Annotated in this window: 16 protein-coding genes; 12 read left to right on the top strand and 4 right to left on the bottom strand. The window is 37.7% G+C overall.

The window, feature by feature from the left end; all coding sequences use genetic code 11:
* The first annotated feature begins 53 nt into the window (after positions 1-53).
* On the top strand, positions 54-2,759 hold the full coding sequence (acnA, locus tag M3610_RS13705) for an aconitate hydratase AcnA (protein ID WP_098576453.1): 2,706 nt from the start codon (positions 54-56) through the stop codon (positions 2,757-2,759).
* 322 nt (positions 2,760-3,081) lie between these two features.
* Positions 3,082-4,812, top strand: coding sequence for a ribosomal protection-like ABC-F family protein (abc-f, locus tag M3610_RS13700; protein WP_251459787.1), 1,731 nt, complete (start codon positions 3,082-3,084; stop codon positions 4,810-4,812).
* Positions 4,813-4,906: 94 nt separating this feature from the next.
* Here abc-f and M3610_RS13695 read toward each other — a convergent pair whose 3' ends face one another.
* Positions 4,907-5,944, bottom strand: coding sequence for an NAD-dependent epimerase/dehydratase family protein (locus M3610_RS13695; RefSeq protein WP_098576455.1), 1,038 nt, complete (start codon positions 5,942-5,944; stop codon positions 4,907-4,909).
* Positions 5,945-6,138: 194 nt separating this feature from the next.
* Between M3610_RS13695 and mtnA the strand changes: the two genes are divergently transcribed.
* The 8 genes from mtnA to M3610_RS13655 all read left to right on the top strand — a co-directional run bounded on the left by mtnA (position 6,139) and on the right by M3610_RS13655 (position 11,936).
* Positions 6,139-7,188, top strand: a complete 1,050-nt coding sequence (gene mtnA, locus M3610_RS13690; RefSeq protein ID WP_251459785.1) for an S-methyl-5-thioribose-1-phosphate isomerase — start codon at positions 6,139-6,141, stop codon at positions 7,186-7,188.
* A 120-nt stretch (positions 7,189-7,308) separates the two neighbouring features.
* Entirely contained in the window at positions 7,309-7,845 is a 537-nt protein-coding gene (locus M3610_RS13685) for a TlpA family protein disulfide reductase (RefSeq protein WP_098576457.1), read from the top strand.
* Positions 7,846-7,984: 139 nt separating this feature from the next.
* The gene (locus M3610_RS13680) at positions 7,985-8,116 is read left to right on the top strand and encodes an FbpB family small basic protein (protein ID WP_026567322.1); all 132 of its coding nucleotides are present in this window, start codon (positions 7,985-7,987) and stop codon (positions 8,114-8,116) included.
* A 67-nt stretch (positions 8,117-8,183) separates the two neighbouring features.
* Positions 8,184-8,324 (top strand): acid-soluble spore protein N, encoded by a 141-nt coding sequence (locus tag M3610_RS13675; protein ID WP_026567323.1) that lies wholly within the window; start codon positions 8,184-8,186, stop codon positions 8,322-8,324.
* Between the two features lie 124 nt (positions 8,325-8,448).
* Positions 8,449-8,679 carry a small acid-soluble spore protein Tlp gene (gene tlp / locus M3610_RS13670; RefSeq protein ID WP_098571218.1) on the top strand — a complete coding sequence of 77 codons (231 nt, stop codon included), beginning with the start codon at positions 8,449-8,451 and terminating at the stop codon, positions 8,677-8,679.
* A gap of 96 nt (positions 8,680-8,775) precedes the next feature.
* Positions 8,776-11,109, top strand: coding sequence for an AAA family ATPase (locus M3610_RS13665; protein WP_251459784.1), 2,334 nt, complete (start codon positions 8,776-8,778; stop codon positions 11,107-11,109).
* Between the two features lie 28 nt (positions 11,110-11,137).
* A complete protein-coding gene (locus tag M3610_RS13660; protein ID WP_251459782.1) occupies positions 11,138-11,566 on the top strand; it encodes an acyl-CoA thioesterase in 429 nt (142 codons plus the stop codon).
* A gap of 52 nt (positions 11,567-11,618) precedes the next feature.
* Entirely contained in the window at positions 11,619-11,936 is a 318-nt protein-coding gene (locus M3610_RS13655; protein ID WP_251459781.1) for a hypothetical protein, read from the top strand.
* Positions 11,937-11,960: 24 nt separating this feature from the next.
* On the opposite strand, the gene M3610_RS13650 is transcribed toward M3610_RS13655, so the two are convergent.
* The 3 genes from M3610_RS13650 to plsY form a co-directional block, all read right to left on the bottom strand.
* Entirely contained in the window at positions 11,961-12,764 is an 804-nt protein-coding gene (locus M3610_RS13650) for a CPBP family intramembrane glutamic endopeptidase (protein ID WP_251459780.1), read from the bottom strand.
* Between the two features lie 44 nt (positions 12,765-12,808).
* A complete protein-coding gene (locus M3610_RS13645; protein ID WP_251459778.1) occupies positions 12,809-13,960 on the bottom strand; it encodes a CapA family protein in 1,152 nt (383 codons plus the stop codon).
* Positions 13,961-14,087: 127 nt separating this feature from the next.
* Positions 14,088-14,687 (bottom strand): glycerol-3-phosphate 1-O-acyltransferase PlsY, encoded by a 600-nt coding sequence (gene plsY / locus M3610_RS13640; RefSeq protein ID WP_098571224.1) that lies wholly within the window; start codon positions 14,685-14,687, stop codon positions 14,088-14,090.
* Between the two features lie 307 nt (positions 14,688-14,994).
* Here plsY and M3610_RS28325 point away from each other — a divergent pair, with 307 nt between their 5' ends.
* On the top strand, positions 14,995-15,933 hold the full coding sequence (locus M3610_RS28325; RefSeq protein WP_251459776.1) for a sensor domain-containing diguanylate cyclase: 939 nt from the start codon (positions 14,995-14,997) through the stop codon (positions 15,931-15,933).
* 90 nt (positions 15,934-16,023) lie between these two features.
* Positions 16,024-16,440 carry a CoA-binding protein gene (locus tag M3610_RS13630; RefSeq protein ID WP_098571226.1) on the top strand — a complete coding sequence of 139 codons (417 nt, stop codon included), beginning with the start codon at positions 16,024-16,026 and terminating at the stop codon, positions 16,438-16,440.
* Positions 16,441-16,559: the final 119 nt, after the last annotated feature.

Raw genomic sequence — 16,559 nt, 5'->3', positions numbered from 1 at the left:
TCGACTTTTCATTTATTTTAGTGAATTATGACGAATGAGGGGGTTTTTAACACATGGTTAAAAACGATGTATTTAACGCACGAGCTTCTTTTGAAGCCAATGGTAAACGTTATCACTATTACCGTCTAAGTGCACTTGAAGAGGCAGGAATCGGCAACGTTTCTAAATTGCCTTACTCAGTAAAAGTTTTACTTGAATCTGTACTTCGCCAATATGATGGCCGCGTAATCGCAAAAGAGCACGTTGAAAACTTAGCTAAATGGGGAACAGCTGAACTGAAAGAAGTGGATGTTCCATTCAAACCTTCACGTGTAATCCTTCAAGACTTCACAGGAGTTCCAGCAGTAGTAGACCTTGCTTCTTTAAGAAAAGCAATGGCTGACCTAGGCGGGGACCCAGACAAAATTAATCCAGAAAAAACTGTAGACCTTGTTATCGATCACTCTGTTCAAGTTGATGCTTATGGATCTAGTGATTCTTTACGAGTGAACATGGATTTAGAATTTGAACGTAATGCAGAGCGTTACCAGTTCCTTAGCTGGGCACAAAAATCATTCAACAACTATCGTGCCGTTCCGCCTGCAACAGGTATCGTTCACCAAGTAAACCTTGAATACTTGGCTGACGTTGTTCACGTAGCTGAAGTAGATGGTGAATTAGAAGCATATCCAGATACTTTAGTAGGAACAGACTCACATACGACAATGATCAATGGTATTGGTGTTCTAGGCTGGGGTGTTGGCGGTATTGAAGCTGAAGCTGGCATGTTAGGACAGCCTTCTTACTTCCCAGTACCTGAAGTTGTTGGTGTTAAGTTAACGGGCGAACTTCCAAATGGAGCAACAGCAACCGACTTAGCATTAAAAGTAACTCAAGTACTACGCAGTAAGGGTGTTGTTGGTAAATTCGTTGAATTCTTCGGCCCGGGTGTATCTGTACTTCCACTTGCAGACCGTGCAACGATTGCAAACATGGCTCCTGAATACGGTGCTACATGCGGATTCTTCCCAATTGATGATGAATCACTAGCATATTTACGCTTAACAGGCCGTGAAGAAGATCAAATTAATGTGGTTGAACAATACTGCAAAGCTAATGGCTTATTCTTTGATCCTTCATTTGAGCCAGTTTACACAAATGTAGTTGAAATCGAACTTTCTGAAATTGAAGCAAATCTATCTGGTCCTAAGCGTCCACAAGATTTACTCCCACTTTCAAAAATGAAAGAAGAATTCGTTAAAGCTGTTTCTGCACCACAAGGAAACCAAGGCTTTGGCTTACAAGCAGATGAGCTTGATAAGTCCGCTACAGTTAAATTTAACAATGGCGACGAAACTACTATTAAGACTGGTGCAGTTGCGATTGCATCAATTACAAGCTGTACAAATACATCTAACCCGTACGTCCTAGTAGGTGCTGGATTGGTTGCGAAGAAAGCTGTTGAATTAGGAATGGAAGTTCCAAAATTCGTAAAAACTTCTTTAGCCCCAGGATCTAAGGTAGTAACAGGATATCTTCGTGATTCTGGCTTACTTCCATACCTAGAGCAAATCGGCTTCAACCTAGTTGGTTACGGCTGTACAACATGTATCGGTAACTCCGGTCCATTAAAAGAAGAAATTGAAAAAACAATCGCTGAAAACGATCTATTAGTTACATCAGTACTTTCTGGTAACCGTAACTTCGAAGGCCGTATTCATCCGCTTGTAAAAGCAAACTACCTTGCTTCACCACCATTAGTTGTTGCTTACGCCCTTGCTGGTACTGTAAACATCGACTTCGCTTCTGAAGCAATTGGTAAGGATAAAGATGGAAACGATGTATTCTTCAAGGATATTTGGCCATCTACTGCAGAAGTTAATGATGTAGTAAAACGCACAGTTACTCCTGAATTATTCCGCAGCGAATATGCGAACGTGTTTGGTGACAACGAGCGTTGGAACGAGATCAAAACAAGCAATGAGCCATTATATACTTGGGATGAAGATTCAACATATATTGCTAATCCACCGTTCTTTGAAGGCTTATCACCAGAACCAGGTACTGTTGAACCCTTAACAGGACTTCGTGTAGTAGGTAAGTTTGGTGATTCTGTAACAACTGACCATATTTCACCAGCAGGTGCTATTGGTAAAAATACGCCGGCAGGGAAATATCTACTTGAAAAAGGCGTTGCGATTCGTGACTTTAACTCTTATGGTTCCCGTCGTGGTAACCACGAAGTAATGATGCGTGGAACATTTGCAAACATTCGTATTCGTAACCAAATCGCACCAGGTACAGAAGGTGGTTTCACTACTTACTGGCCAACTGGTGAAGTTACATCGATTTATGATGCTTGCATGAAGTACAAAGAAAACGGTACTGGACTTATTGTTCTTGCTGGTAAAGATTACGGAATGGGCTCTTCACGTGACTGGGCTGCCAAAGGTACCAACCTTTTAGGTATTAAAACAGTTCTTGCTGAAAGCTTTGAACGTATTCACCGTTCAAACCTTGTGTTAATGGGTGTGCTTCCACTTCAATTTAAAGATGGCGAAAGCGCTGAAACACTTGGTTTAACAGGTAAAGAAACCATCGATGTTCAAGTAGGCGAAGATGTAAAACCACGTGATCTTTTAAAAGTAACTGCAACTGACGAAGCAGGTAACAAGAAAGAATTTGAAGTTCTTGTTCGTTTTGACTCAGAAGTTGAAATTGATTACTACCGTCACGGTGGAATTCTTCCAATGGTTCTACGTGAAAAATTACAAGCTTAATATTGATAACACCATGCCACTTCAACTTGGCATGGTGTTTTTTATTGAAAGGATTGACAATCTTTCTCTCTTTTTAATAAAATATAACTAACAAACGAAAAGGAATGATTAAGGGCCGATGAAATTATAATCTTATTTTTCAGACATGATTCGAATAACGAAAAATGTTGAACCTGAAGAATAGGATTAGTATGTCCTTTTTTATGTCCTAATCGTATAAATGCGAACACAATCAAACCATTAACGGGTTTATTTGTGTTGCTTCTAAAGCGATAACTATGACATAAATCTCTCTTCAGGTTCTTGTGAAGGGAGTTTTTTTATGCATACAAATCAGCAAATTGTATTAAAAGTAATCGACATAGAAAAAAGTTTTGATTTAAAAAAGGTATTAGATAATATTCATTTTGATATAAAAAATGGAGAACGGATTGGGCTTGTTGGCTATAATGGAACAGGAAAAACCACTTTGGCCAATATCCTTTTCGGGAAAATTTCACCAGAAAAAGGCATTGTAGAAAAATCAAGAGATTTAACGATTGGCTATCTTTCCCAATCCATTGATTATCAGGTTAGTGATTTTCAGCAGTCTTTATCAGGAAATACCAAAAGTCATTTGCTCGAGCATGCCAGCATGTTAGGTCTCACAAAGGTTTATAACTGGGAAGAAGAACGTTTAGAACATTTAAGTGGCGGGGAAAAGTTAAAGTTAGCATTAGCAATGGTTTGGGCTTCAAAACCAGACTTTTTAATATTGGATGAACCAACGAACCATTTAGATTATAAAGGGATCGAGTGGTTGGTTTCTGAATTAGAGAAGTTCCGAGGCCCCGTCCTAATCATCTCGCATGATCGACATTTTTTAGATAAAACGGTAACTAGAATTTTTGAATTAGAAAATAGCAAAATTAATTTTTACAATGGAAACTATAGTGACTATCAGAAAGAGAAGAAGCTACAACTTGAAAATGAGAGACACCAATATGATGTCCAGCAGCAAAAAATAAAAGACGTGGAAACACAAATTACTCAGTTAAAATCGTGGTCCGAAAAAGCCCATCGCGAATCTACAAAAAAAGGGAAAGGACCAAGCAAACGACAAAATGGGTTTAAGGAATATCATCGGGTAAAGGCTAAAAAAACAGACAATCAAGTAAAATCAAAAATGAAACGGCTGCAAAATGAGTTGGAAAAAAATAAGCTGGAAAAGCCTTTAGATGAAGTTCAAATTAGGTTTCAGTTTGACACACAAGGGAAAAGAGGCAAACGAATTGTCGAGGCTAAGAACCTGTCCAAATCGTTTGACAATCGAACACTTTTTCAAAAATCCAACTTCTTTATTAATTATGGCGACCGCTTGGGACTCTTGGGTGAAAATGGCTGCGGTAAAACGACACTAATAAAAATGATGTTAGGTCAAGAGGATTATTCTAATGGGGAGTTGTGGAGCAGCGACTCCATAAAAATTGCTTATTTAAGTCAAGATGTTGATGAGTTACCTGCCGAAAAAACAGCTATTGAAGCTCTAGGATTCACTGATCGCGAGAGTGTGCTGAAAGCAAGAACTCTATTAGCCAATGTAGGCTTAAAGGAGCCGTTGATCACTAAGCCAATTGGAACATTGAGTTTAGGGGAACGAACGAGAATAAAACTCGTTGATATGTTAATGAAAGAATATGACGTTCTCATTCTTGACGAACCAACCAATCACCTAGACTTACCGAGCAGGGAGCAGCTTGAAAATACGTTATCAGAGTTTTCTGGGACGATTATTACCGTTTCTCATGACTATTACTTCCTCAATAAGCTTTGTGACCGGCTGATTGTATTTGAAAATCAGCAAATTCGACGAATTGAGATGAAACCTGAGGAGTATTTAAATCAGGAGGGAACCAATGAGGACGCATTGAGAGAATCACTCTTAATAATTGAAAACAAGATTGCATCTGTCTTAGGTGAGTTATCGTTCATGGATCAAAAAGACGCTAGATATACTGAGTTAGACAAAGAATTTAATGAATTACTTAAGCAAAAACGAAAACTAATGGGCTAAAAGAATACAGCCCATCAATTGCCTAAAATTAAAGGTCCTCAATATTTTCTATTGAGGACTATTTATATTTCAGACTAGAACAGTATAAACCAGCTCAATTTTTAGCCAATAAATTTAGAAGTTCTTTCTCTTTATCTGCGCGTATCCCAGCATTCCACTCATCCTCAGCCAATTGGCGGGTTTTCTCCCATTCATAAATATCAGTGATACTATCTTCAAGAGGCCTGTATGAAAGACCACTCTGAATGGCTTTATCAACATTGATAGAAAATGCACCTTTCCATGGCTTTACTGACTCAGGTGACAATGGAGAATTTTCGGGTACCCACAGCGGCATTTCTGTCCATGGGGCTACATTTTGATCCAAAAGAAATTGTTCCTCGGCCCAAACCACGTCTGCATTTGAACCTGTCACTTTCATACATGTATCGACAAACTCTTTAATTGTTAATGGATAATCCGGGCCCGTTGCATTAAACGTTCCAGAGGAGCGCTGTTCTTCCATGTCGAGGATCCAGTTAGCCAGGTCTTTGTTGTCAATCATCTGCACCCGGCGGTTTGGATTTCCTGGGACCAGAACCTTGCCGCCTTTTGCCATTCTATTTACCCAATAAGGGACACGGTCCGTATAATCATTTGGTCCAATTAATTGACCGGCACGAATATTTAACACACGCCCCGGCATATTTTTCTCAGCTATTTGTTCACATAAGGCCTTAAAATGTCCGTAATATTGATAGATGGGTCCGTCTGCATCCATTGAAAGCTGATTTGCTTCCTCAATTGACATTTCCAAGACAGGGTAGTTTTCATCTAAATTCTCTTGAATCCAATCTTGATAGACAGAAATACTCGAAATAAACGTATAATGCTGGACCTGGTCTTTTAATAAGTTTGTTGTGTTCTGGACTGTATAGGGGATAAACCCGCTTGTATCAAGTACAGCATCCCAATAGCGGTTTTGAAGCGCTTTCAAATTTCCAAATCGATTTCCGTAAAGGACCTCGATATCCTTAATTCCGGGACTTTGAATACCACGATTAAATATGGTGACTTCATGGTTTCGTTTTAAAGCTTCTTCTACGAACGTTTTCCCTAAAAAGCGGCTTCCACCTAAAACAAGTATTTTCAAAAATATCCCTCCTTCATTCATGCTTCTATTTTAACAAATTTTCAAACAATTTAGTTAACTTATCATAGAGACGAATAAAAAAATGAAAGTATTGCATATGTCTCGGATATTGTTAAAATTACATTGGGTGAAGTTGAAGGAATGATTCTAAAAACTTAACAAGAATTTACATAAAGTTGAAGGGATGCTTTAAAATGGAAAACACATACTTACAATCCGTTTCCTATGAAAACGGAGTACTAAAAATACTCGATCAAACCAAAATACCAAACATTACAGAATTTCTCGAAACAAAAAAAATCGAAGATGCCTGGGATGCCATTAAACAACTTAAAGTTCGTGGAGCGCCGGCAATTGGCATAGCTGCAGCGTATGGATTAGTGCTTGGGATCAAAGATGCTCCAGAAAGTTCTTTTGAAGAGTTTTATGAACATTTACAAAAGCAATCAAATTATTTGGCATCATCACGACCAACAGCCGTGAACTTGTTTTGGGCCTTGAAACGAATGAATGAACGAGCACTTAAAGAGAAGGAATTACCGATTAATCAAATCAAAGAAGCCTTGGAAGAAGAAGCTCATAACATTCGTAATGAAGATGAAGAAGTATGTCGGACCATTGGAAAGCATGCTTTAAACCTATTAGAGGACGGCATGGGGATTCTAACCCATTGCAATGCGGGCGGGATCGCTACTGCGAGATATGGAACAGCTTTAGCACCACTTTATTTAGCAAAAGAAAAGGGCTGGGATATCAAAGTTTTTGCTGATGAAACAAGGCCGCTGCTACAAGGTGCGCGATTAACTGCATGGGAACTAATGCAGGCTGGCATAGATGTTACTCTCATTACCGACAATATGGCCGCAATGGTGATGCAAAAGGGCTGGGTGCAAGCAGTGATTGTCGGTTGTGATCGCGTTGCAGCCAATGGTGATGTAGCCAACAAAATCGGGACATACGGGGTTGCCCTATTAGCAAAAGCCCATAATATCCCTTTCTACGTGGCAGCACCGACCTCAACGATAGATTTGGATACAAAAACAGGTACCGATATCCCAATCGAGGAAAGAGATGCATCTGAAATTACGGATGGCTTTGGAAAAAGGACCGCCCCTGAAGGTGTGAAAGTATTTAATCCTGCGTTTGATGTCACACCAAATGAACTTGTTACCGCAATCATTACTGAAAAAGGGATAATAAAAGGAAATTACCAGGGAGAACTGGTGAAACTCTTTCAATCCTAAGAGTGGAAGCGGATTGTTTTTTGTAAATTGTCACAGTTTCGGCATATCCTTGTTTGGTTTCACCTAAGATTATAGTGTAAAATCAATGTAGCAGATTATGATGTAAAGGAGGATTCGGGAATGATAAAAAAAGTAATTGCAACCGTAATACTTGTATCCTTACTTACCGTCGCGATTGTTCAAGCCATGGATAAGACTTCAGAAACTCCCGAAACGAAGAGTCAACCCACAGCAAGTCAAGAAGGTCTCGCTGTTGGAGCAAAAGCACCTGATTTTGAACTGAAAACACTTACCGGAGAAAAGGTAAAGCTGTCTAATTTAAAAGGCAAAAAAGTGATGCTGAACTTTTGGGCAACCTGGTGTCCTCCATGTAAGGCAGAAATGCCGGCAATGGAGCAATTTTCAAAGCAGATGCCAAAGGATGTTGTCATTTTAGCTGTTAACATTGATCCTCAATTAGATGTCCAAGGTTTTGTGGATAAAAATAAAATTACGTTTCCAATTCTTCTTGATGCAGAAGATACTGTAAATGAAACTTATCAAGTCCTATCCATACCAACTACGTATTTTATTGATAGTAAAGGAAACATTCAGAATAAATATATCGGTGAAATGAAACTTGATGATATGAAAGATTTCACCAGCAAGTTAAAATAGACTAAAAAAGACGTTGGATGATTCCAATGTCTTTTTTCGTGTGAAAGGCTTTTCTTTAAAATTTTCAAAAAGTTGTAATAATTGCAACCGTTTCCGGGCATAATAACTGTTAGAATAGGAACTAAGGACGGTGATACCGATGAGAAAACCAAGAAAACGCTCATTTGCAGAGCTAGTATCTGAAAATAAAACACAACTATTAAAAGATCGCGCTGCGATGGAAAAGATTGAACAGCGCTTAGAAGAAAAACGTCTCGGTAAAGCAGAATAACTAAAAAAGTTTACCAATCATGTTTTCCTCCCACTAGGACAAAATGTAAATAAGGAGGGATCATGACATGGGTAAAAAATATCAAACGAAACGTTTTCAACCAGATCACGTGGGAACACAACCACGTGGCTTTAGCGGGAATAAAGGAAAGAAAATGAATGATACTTCAGGCGAACACGCCCAAGTAATACAAACAAAAGGTGAATAACAATGAATTTAAGACTTGACTGGTAAAACCAGCAAGTCTTTTTTGTTTTTAAAAAATTCTTGTTTATTTTTTTCAGTCAGAAACAAACTATATCTGTACCAATTACACCCTAGGAGGAAATACAATGGCCTATAATAACAAACCGAATCCAGATGACCGCAGTGATAACGTTGAAAAGCTGCAAGCAATGATTCAGAATACGGAAAATAATATTGAAGCAGCGGAAGAATCATTAGCACTTACCGACAGTGAGACACAACGCCAGGAAATTGAGGCGAAAAACGAACGCCGTCGGGAAAGCATTGACTCCTTCCGATCAGAAATTAAAGATGAAGCACACAACCAACAAAGCTGAAATCGAGGGCAGACCTGTTCATTGTGGACAGGTCTTTTGTTTAGGTATGGAGTGATTGTTATGGTAAGATAGAAAGGAAATTTTGAAGAAGAAGTGATGATTTTGAGACAAATTGTAAACCAACACATTAATAATAATGAAGAAAAACTCAAACAATGGGAAATGGAACTAAACCAAAATGGTTCGATTTCTAATGAAAGTGCATTAATTTCTGCGTTGACAGATGAATCCAATCCTGTCACCTTATCAAAACTGTTAACAATTGCCGCTCTCTCGCGGATCGGCCGAAATGAACAGGATAAAATGGCTGCAATTTGGATGGAAAGAGCACTTAATTTAAATCCAAATAATCAAGCGGCTAGAGAATATATGTTACAAAAGGATTGGAAAAAATTAGCCGATATACTCATGCCTCTTACATTTCCTGCAATGCGAGAAACAGATAACCGGACGGCAAAAAAGAAAACAGCCGAACAGTACATAGAAGTATGTCAAAATTTTTTAAATAATGCAGACGAAATACAAACAGATTTAGCCGCAAAAAGAGAATTCTCTGCAACCTTGAGTACGAAGGTAGTGTATCAACGGTATAATCAGATGTTTGAATTATACTCTGCTGCCATCGATGAAACAGGCAGGTTATTAAAGGCCGTAGAGGAGTATGACCAATCAATTACAGGTGTTTTCCATACCTCCACCTACTATGATGATTTAAAATTGCATTTATCCAATTTAGATGAAATCAAAGAAACTTGGCAAAAGCAATTTTACAAAGAAAACATACAATCTATCACCGATAAAATCAATGCATTAGATCAACTAAATGATATGGTTGGAATGGAGTTTGTCAAGAATCGGGTAAATGACTTTTACCGCTTTCTCAAGTATCAAAAAAAGCGGAAAGATTTAGGATTTCAAATGCAGGACGATTTGAGTCTAAATATGATTTTAACAGGAAATCCGGGAACAGGGAAAACCACACTTGCCCGCTTATTAGCAAAAATTTATCATGAGTTAGGAGTCCTGCCTCGAGAGGAAGTGATCGAGACCGACCGCTCCCAGCTTGTGGGTTCCTTCGTTGGACAAACCGAAGAAAATGTCCGCACCGTTGTGGAACGCTCCATTGGTGGTGTGCTATTTATTGATGAAGCATACAGTTTGAAGCGCGAGGGACAAACAGGAAATGATTATGGTCAAGCTGCCATTGATACGTTAGTTTCCCTGATGACTGGAAGTGAGTTTGGCGGGAGATTTGCAGTTATTTTGGCTGGCTATCCCGAAGAAATGCGCACCTTTTTGGATGCAAATCCAGGGTTACGCAGTCGCTTTCCACAGTCAAACCTCATTCATTTACCTAATTATTCAAATGAAGAGTTAATAAAAATAGCTGAAAAAGTTTCAGCAGATAATGATTATTTCCTTAGCGACGAAGCGAAAATTGAAATTAATCATCGACTAGAACGTGAGCGGGTGGATGATACCTTTGGAAATGCACGAACAGTCCGCAATATCGTCATCGATGCGATTTTCAAAAAGGGCTCTAATAAGGAAGTCACTGACGATAATATCCTTGAATTTATGTTATTGAATCAAGAAGATTTTCTAATCGCAAAAGAAGAAGTTGAAGAATCCCCTTATGAAAAATTAGACCGGCTTATTGGTCTAGACGAATTAAAGATGGAAATGAGGTCATTGATTTCCTTTGTTAAGATGCAGCAATACCGGTCGGAAAAAGGGCTTTCTCCTGTGCCTATTCAATTACATGCGGTTTTCACCGGCAATCCTGGAACAGGAAAAACAACCGTAGCTAAGATTTATGCAGAGCTTTTAAAGGACTGCGGTATGTTAAAACGAGGTCATCTAATTGTCGCAAGCAGAGCAGACTTTGTGGCAGGATATGTAGGACAAACTGCCGGAAAAACGAAAAAAAAGATTAAAGAAGCTCTTGGGGGAGTCCTATTTATTGATGAAGCCTATTCACTTTTCAGTTCGACCTCAGGAGATTTTGGTAAAGAAGTCATCGATACACTAGTTGATGAAATGACAAAGCACAATGAAAACTTAGTGGTAGTCCTGGCGGGTTATCCACATGAAATGGACCTGCTATTAGAAAGTAATCCAGGGCTTCGCTCAAGGTTTAAAAAGTTCTTCTTATTTCCAGACTATTCTTCTGAAGAACTGCTTGAAATTATGACTGTATATGCAGAAAGTTATCAATACCAGTTATCAAGTGATGCTAAAGGGCTGTTATTGAGTAAAATGGATCAAGAATCCTTTAAAGGAAATGGGCGTTTTGCTACTAATATGGTGGATGAAATGATTCAAGCACAGGCCTCAAGGTTAATGGAAGTGGAAGATGGGGAAGATCTTTTTGAAAAGTCACTCCTGCTTGAGGTTGAAGATGTAATAAAGGCGATCAATAAAATGTAACGACCAATCGAAGAAAGGGTGAGGGCCCATGGAAAACTATTTTATTTCTACTCGAGAAATTCAACTCTATTATGCGGACACGGATATGATGGGAGTCATTTACCACGCTAATTATCTTAAATACTTTGAACTTGGCAGAACTGGGTTTATTGAGGACCTAGGCTATAGTTATCTCGCAATGGAGGAGTCAGGTTATTTTGCCCCAGTATATGACGTCCAAGCGACCTATAAAAAACCGTTACGGTATGGTGATCGAGGTTTTGTAAAAACTTGGGTTGAATTAAATGACGGCATCAAAACGGTATATGGTTATAAGGTTGTAAATGGTGATGACGAGATATGTGTGGAGGGGAAGACCACACACATTATTGTTAAGAAAGATAACTTTAGACCGACTTCCTTCAAAAAAGCCTTCCCAGAGTGGTTCTTAAAATATGAAGATATTAAGAAAAAATAAACCATTTATAACAGATGTGAGGGCATAAGTCTTTAGGAATGGGGTGACTTAGATGGCTTTTGGAATCAAACGGCAGGAAGTCATCGAGTGGAAGAGAAAAATTGATAATGGAGAATTAGCTTTTTTAACCCATTATTGGTTAGATGACCGCTTTCCAGGATGCAATACAGTAACCAAGGTTGGTTGTAACAATCTTGAGCAATTAGCAGCATGGGGACAAAAACATGGATTAAAAAAAGAATGGATTCATGTTCGTAAGGATGGTTATTCTCATTTTGATTTACTTGGTGATCGCCAACGAGACATTTTACATAAAGAAGGATTGTTAGAACATATTTGGAAAAAGAATCTGGGCACACTTGAAGAGTAAACATCTTTAAGTGTGCTTTTTGCGCTATGAACCATAATATACAGGAATGGTCATTACCTCGTTTAGTAACAAGATGGTTGTGACGTAAGTATGTGCAATCATCGCAGGAAAAACACTTTGTGCTTTGACCGTTAAAAAAGCTAACATGAATCCTAGAAAAATATAAATCATACATATCATTGCTGAAAAACCAAACATGGTGGTGTTGATACCGAAAGCGATGCTCGTAATGACTATCCCAATTGGTTGATTGGTATGTCTGATCAGTTTCGGGAGAAGGATTCCACGCCATAATATTTCATCAAAAATCGCATTTACCAATGCGAATAACAAAATCAATAGAAACGGAAGCCAATGCAGGCCATCTTTTTGAAATTGAAGTGTGATACCTAAAAATAGAACAGCTATTAGTCCAAATATAAGAACAAATCTCCTAAAGGAAAAAACAATTTTAAAAGGAAGTTGAATTTCTTCAGTGAAGTTCGGCCGGTGAAAGTAAGGCGTTATTTCTTGGTTAAACTGCTTAACCACAAAGCTAATCATTAAAATAGGAATCAACAATAATAATTGACTCATCATGATAAGCAAAAAAGGAGATAAATGAAAACTCTCAATAAAAGTATCCATGTATCCAAGCAAGAGATTTCCGAGAAAAAATGAAATAATCATCCAACCAAAAAGTCGATTCTCTTCTTTAAAAAAAACAATGATTAAAAATAAACCAATTAATAACACAAAAAAAGGGTGGTAAAATCCTCTCGTAAATAGAAACATCATGAGTAAAAAAAACCCGGAAATCCAGAGCCCTTTCGGCTTTATCCATTCCATCCGATCTTCTCCTGTCATTCATCTGAGAATAAAAAGGCTCCGTTTTAACGGAGCCACTTCATCATGTGATCTTGAATTTCCGTGTACTTTCCTTTGGCGTTACGAAGACCAAATGAACCAGCATTTTCTAAGGGGATTACATGGAAATTATGATTTCTTTTACTAGAGACATAGGTGGGATAAAAATAAGGGTTCGACAATTCAATCGAGTTTCCATTACCTGATATATGTTTTGTAATGTCAATCGTAGCTAAACCACCAATATCTTTATAATCATTACGTTGTGATGAGATAAAATTTCCTAATGAATAGACAACAAACGATTTTCTTCCATCCTTTGTTTTGATCCATTCCATGGGTTGAAGAACATGCGGATGAGATCCAAAAATGATATCGACACCCTCATTTGCGAGAAATCTAGCCAAATCCTTTTGTTCTTTGTTAGGCATTCGGTGGTACTCATCTCCCCAATGGATACTCATAACAATGACATCGGCTTCCTTTTTGGCGCGATGAATCTCATCACGCATCGTTTCACGATTGATCAGATTGACGAGAAAATCCTTTCCGTTTGGAACCGGGATTCCGTTCGTTCCGTATGTATAGGAGAGAAAAGCAATCTTTATCCCATTTTTATTTAAAATCCGCAATGTTTGGCGGTCCTTTTCATCAAGGAAGCTTCCAACGTGAGGTAAACCAATACTTTCTAAATAGTCAGCCTCTGACTTAATCCCTTTTTCACCTTTATCTAAGGTATGATTATTGGCAGTAGATACAATATCTACTCCTGTGTGTACAAGAGCATCTGCCAACTCGTAGGGACTATTAAACCGTGGATAACCACCAAGCCCTAATGTTTTTCCGCCTATCGTGCTTTCTTGATTGGCAGTTAATACGTCTGGTTTTTTTAATAGAGTTTTTACGTTCTCAAACATCGGGTCAAATTCATATGTAGCTCCATTAAAGGCATCTTGATATACATTATCGTGAATAAGGATATCTCCAATAGCTCCAATGGTTATTTTTTCTGTAAATTCTCGATTGACCAGCAATGAAGAACGGGTTTGAAGATTTTTTGCAGGTAAAACCTTTTGTTCATCCTCAGTCGTGTTTTGCCATTGTTGAATAAAAAGGAATGATGCTAAAGCAATACAAACAAAAATAATTATAACTGAAGGTATGACATGCCTTTTCATAATTACTCCTTATCTTTTATCTGATAATTATACTATAGTATATTCTTGTATAATTTTAAAACTATTCTTTGCTTAATTAGGAGAATTTAACATATAAAAAAGAACCGAAAAATCCGGTTCTTTTTTGCTATAGCCATTTAATCTTGGGCTCGGTCTTATTCATAATTCGTTTAATATTTGCTCGGTGACGATAAATGACAAACGACGCAAGGAACAGGACGACGATGAGAAGAGGGATATCCCATTCACCAACTACCCCTGAAACAATGGCAAACATCACGGCTGTAACCCCTGCAACCATCGATGATAAGGAAACATATTTTGATAGGTATAAACTAATAAAAAAGAAAATTAATACAGTAATAAACATATAAGGTGCATAAAACAATACGACACCACCAGAGGTAGCAACCGCTTTTCCGCCACGAAACCCGGCGAAGATTGGATAGGTGTGTCCGACCACTGCAAAAATACCTGCCAATAATGGGTTTATATCAACTTGGAAAAGATGCGGTAAGGCGGCAGCTAAGGTCCCTTTCAGGATGTCAGCCAGTGTAACGACTAATCCAGCTTTCACACCGAGGGTACGAAAGGTATTGGTTCCACCTAAATTTCCACTCCCATGTTCACGAATATCTGTTTTATAAAAAACCTTTCCGATAATTAAACCAGAGGGGATCGAACCAAGTAAATATGCCAGAATAACTACTAAAATAATTTGAATCATTAACAAATTCTCCTTCTACAAAAAGATCCAGTCCTTCTATTTTACCATGGAATTAAGAAAAAACACTATTAATCCTTTCACATGTTCTTGCTTTTTTGATTACAGTCAAAAGTAAGAACAAATAGAGTCAAATTTATTACAAAAATAAGGAGAATTTTCAAACCATTTGTTAATTCATTGAAAGCCTTGCATGGAGTCAATATAATTTAGATAAAATCATAGAAATACATACTAAACCGACCCAAGTTTCGTAATCAATGGTCGGTTTTATCATATTATCCTGAATGATAGAAAGAGGTGCTTCAAAGTGGCGGCTAATAATCACCCATACTTAACTTACCAATACAAAGATGTGAAACAGCTTGAAAAAGAAATATCCAAACAAAAGAAGTTAACGAGAGCTTTAATGAATTTTCAAAATCACCTTATCTTTGTGATTGACAACGAGGAGATTATCGAATTCAATCAAGCTTTTAGTAATTTTACTGGCATTAGTAAGGCACAGACACAGCTACCTATATTGAAATACCTCTCTAGTTTTTTTGTAGATGATGCCAATTATTTTTATCCAATCGACAAAAGTAGATGGTTTGAAGAAATCATCGAAACGGGGAAAAACTCTGTAAATATGCACTGGATCAACAGCAGTAGTGAAGAGAGTTACTTTAATTTACAGTATGAGTCCATACCGGGTTCAAACCAATACTTATGTGTCTGTATGGATATCACTCATTTAGAGAATGAGAAGAGTGGGAACAGACAATTTTTCCTAATGGATTCTTTAACATACAGTATAAACCAATTGGAAATGAATGCGATCTTAGAAGTGGAAATGAGGCGAGCAGAACGATTAAATCAGCCCTTATCGATGATTATCATGGATATTGATTTCTTTAAACATGTGAATGAACAGTTTGGGTATGATGCAGGTGATAAAGTACTCTCTACTATTTCCATCATCGTTCAACAACGGATTCGCGAATCAGATATTTTTGTCCGTTGGGGTGGAGAAGAATTCATATTACTTACTCCTGGTACCGACGGAAATGGGGCACAGGAATTAGCAGAATCCATCCGTTCAATTATTGAGGAATTTCAATTTGAGAATATCGATCAAATCACTTGCAGCTTTGGAATCTCCGTATTTTCTAAAGGAAAAGCGAAAGAGGAGTTAATTTTGGAGGCGAATCATGCACTATCTATTTCAAAAGACCGTGGTAGAAACGGTGTAACTCTTTACAACTAAGAAGTAAAGATTGAGACCCTTTAAGCTGTTTATTATGTTTTTTTTGAAAAAATAGGTAAAATAAAGAAAAAGACCCTAGGAGTGAATATGATGACTATTGAAAATCCAAGTCGCAATGAAATTGGTAATATTTTAAAAAAGGCAAAAAGAATTGCCGTAGTTGGTTTAAGTAATAATCCTGAACGGACTTCTTACCAAGTGTCTGAAGCGATGCAAAAAGCTGGCTATGAAATTATCCCGGTAAATCCCACAATTGATTCTGCATTAGGAGTAAAGGCTGTTGCATCTCTCAAAGATATCGAAGGACATGTGGACATTGTTAATGTTTTTCGCAGGTCAGAACAACTGTTCGATGTTGCGAAGGAGTTTGATGAGATCGATGCAGATATCTACTGGGCACAGCTTGGCCTTGAAAACGAAGAAGCCTATGAATTCTTAAAAAACAAGGGATATACGGTTATAATGAATCGTTGCATTAAAGTCGAACATGCGATATCTAAAGCTTAAAAATCGAACCCCAAAACTGCTAATATTTAGCAGTTTTTTTATTTTTAACTCGCTTCAAACCGATGATTATATTATTACAAAAATATGTTGTTTAAAATTACGTATTTGCTAAATCGAAA

Source organism: Neobacillus sp. MER 74 (assembly GCF_023714155.1).
This window is presented reverse-complemented; position numbering and strand designations above follow the sequence as displayed.

Bases quoted from the DNA above. Each gene is read 5' to 3' on its own strand.
- M3610_RS13675 (WP_026567323.1), top strand. From the start codon at position 8,184: ATGGGTAAAAAATATCAAACGAAACGTTTTCAACCAGATCACGTGGGA.
- M3610_RS13630 (WP_098571226.1), top strand. From the start codon at position 16,024: ATGACTATTGAAAATCCAAGTCGCAATGAAATTGGTAATATTTTAAAA.
- M3610_RS13645 (WP_251459778.1), bottom strand. From the start codon at position 13,960: ATGAAAAGGCATGTCATACCTTCAGTTATAATTATTTTTGTTTGTATT.
- tlp (WP_098571218.1), top strand. From the start codon at position 8,449: ATGGCCTATAATAACAAACCGAATCCAGATGACCGCAGTGATAACGTT.
- M3610_RS13685 (WP_098576457.1), top strand. From the start codon at position 7,309: ATGATAAAAAAAGTAATTGCAACCGTAATACTTGTATCCTTACTTACC.
- M3610_RS13665 (WP_251459784.1), top strand. From the start codon at position 8,776: ATGATTTTGAGACAAATTGTAAACCAACACATTAATAATAATGAAGAA.
- M3610_RS13660 (WP_251459782.1), top strand. From the start codon at position 11,138: ATGGAAAACTATTTTATTTCTACTCGAGAAATTCAACTCTATTATGCG.
- M3610_RS13650 (WP_251459780.1), bottom strand. From the start codon at position 12,764: ATGGAATGGATAAAGCCGAAAGGGCTCTGGATTTCCGGGTTTTTTTTA.
- mtnA (WP_251459785.1), top strand. From the start codon at position 6,139: ATGGAAAACACATACTTACAATCCGTTTCCTATGAAAACGGAGTACTA.
- M3610_RS13680 (WP_026567322.1), top strand. From the start codon at position 7,985: ATGAGAAAACCAAGAAAACGCTCATTTGCAGAGCTAGTATCTGAAAAT.
- abc-f (WP_251459787.1), top strand. From the start codon at position 3,082: ATGCATACAAATCAGCAAATTGTATTAAAAGTAATCGACATAGAAAAA.
- M3610_RS13655 (WP_251459781.1), top strand. From the start codon at position 11,619: ATGGCTTTTGGAATCAAACGGCAGGAAGTCATCGAGTGGAAGAGAAAA.
- acnA (WP_098576453.1), top strand. From the start codon at position 54: ATGGTTAAAAACGATGTATTTAACGCACGAGCTTCTTTTGAAGCCAAT.
- plsY (WP_098571224.1), bottom strand. From the start codon at position 14,687: ATGATTCAAATTATTTTAGTAGTTATTCTGGCATATTTACTTGGTTCG.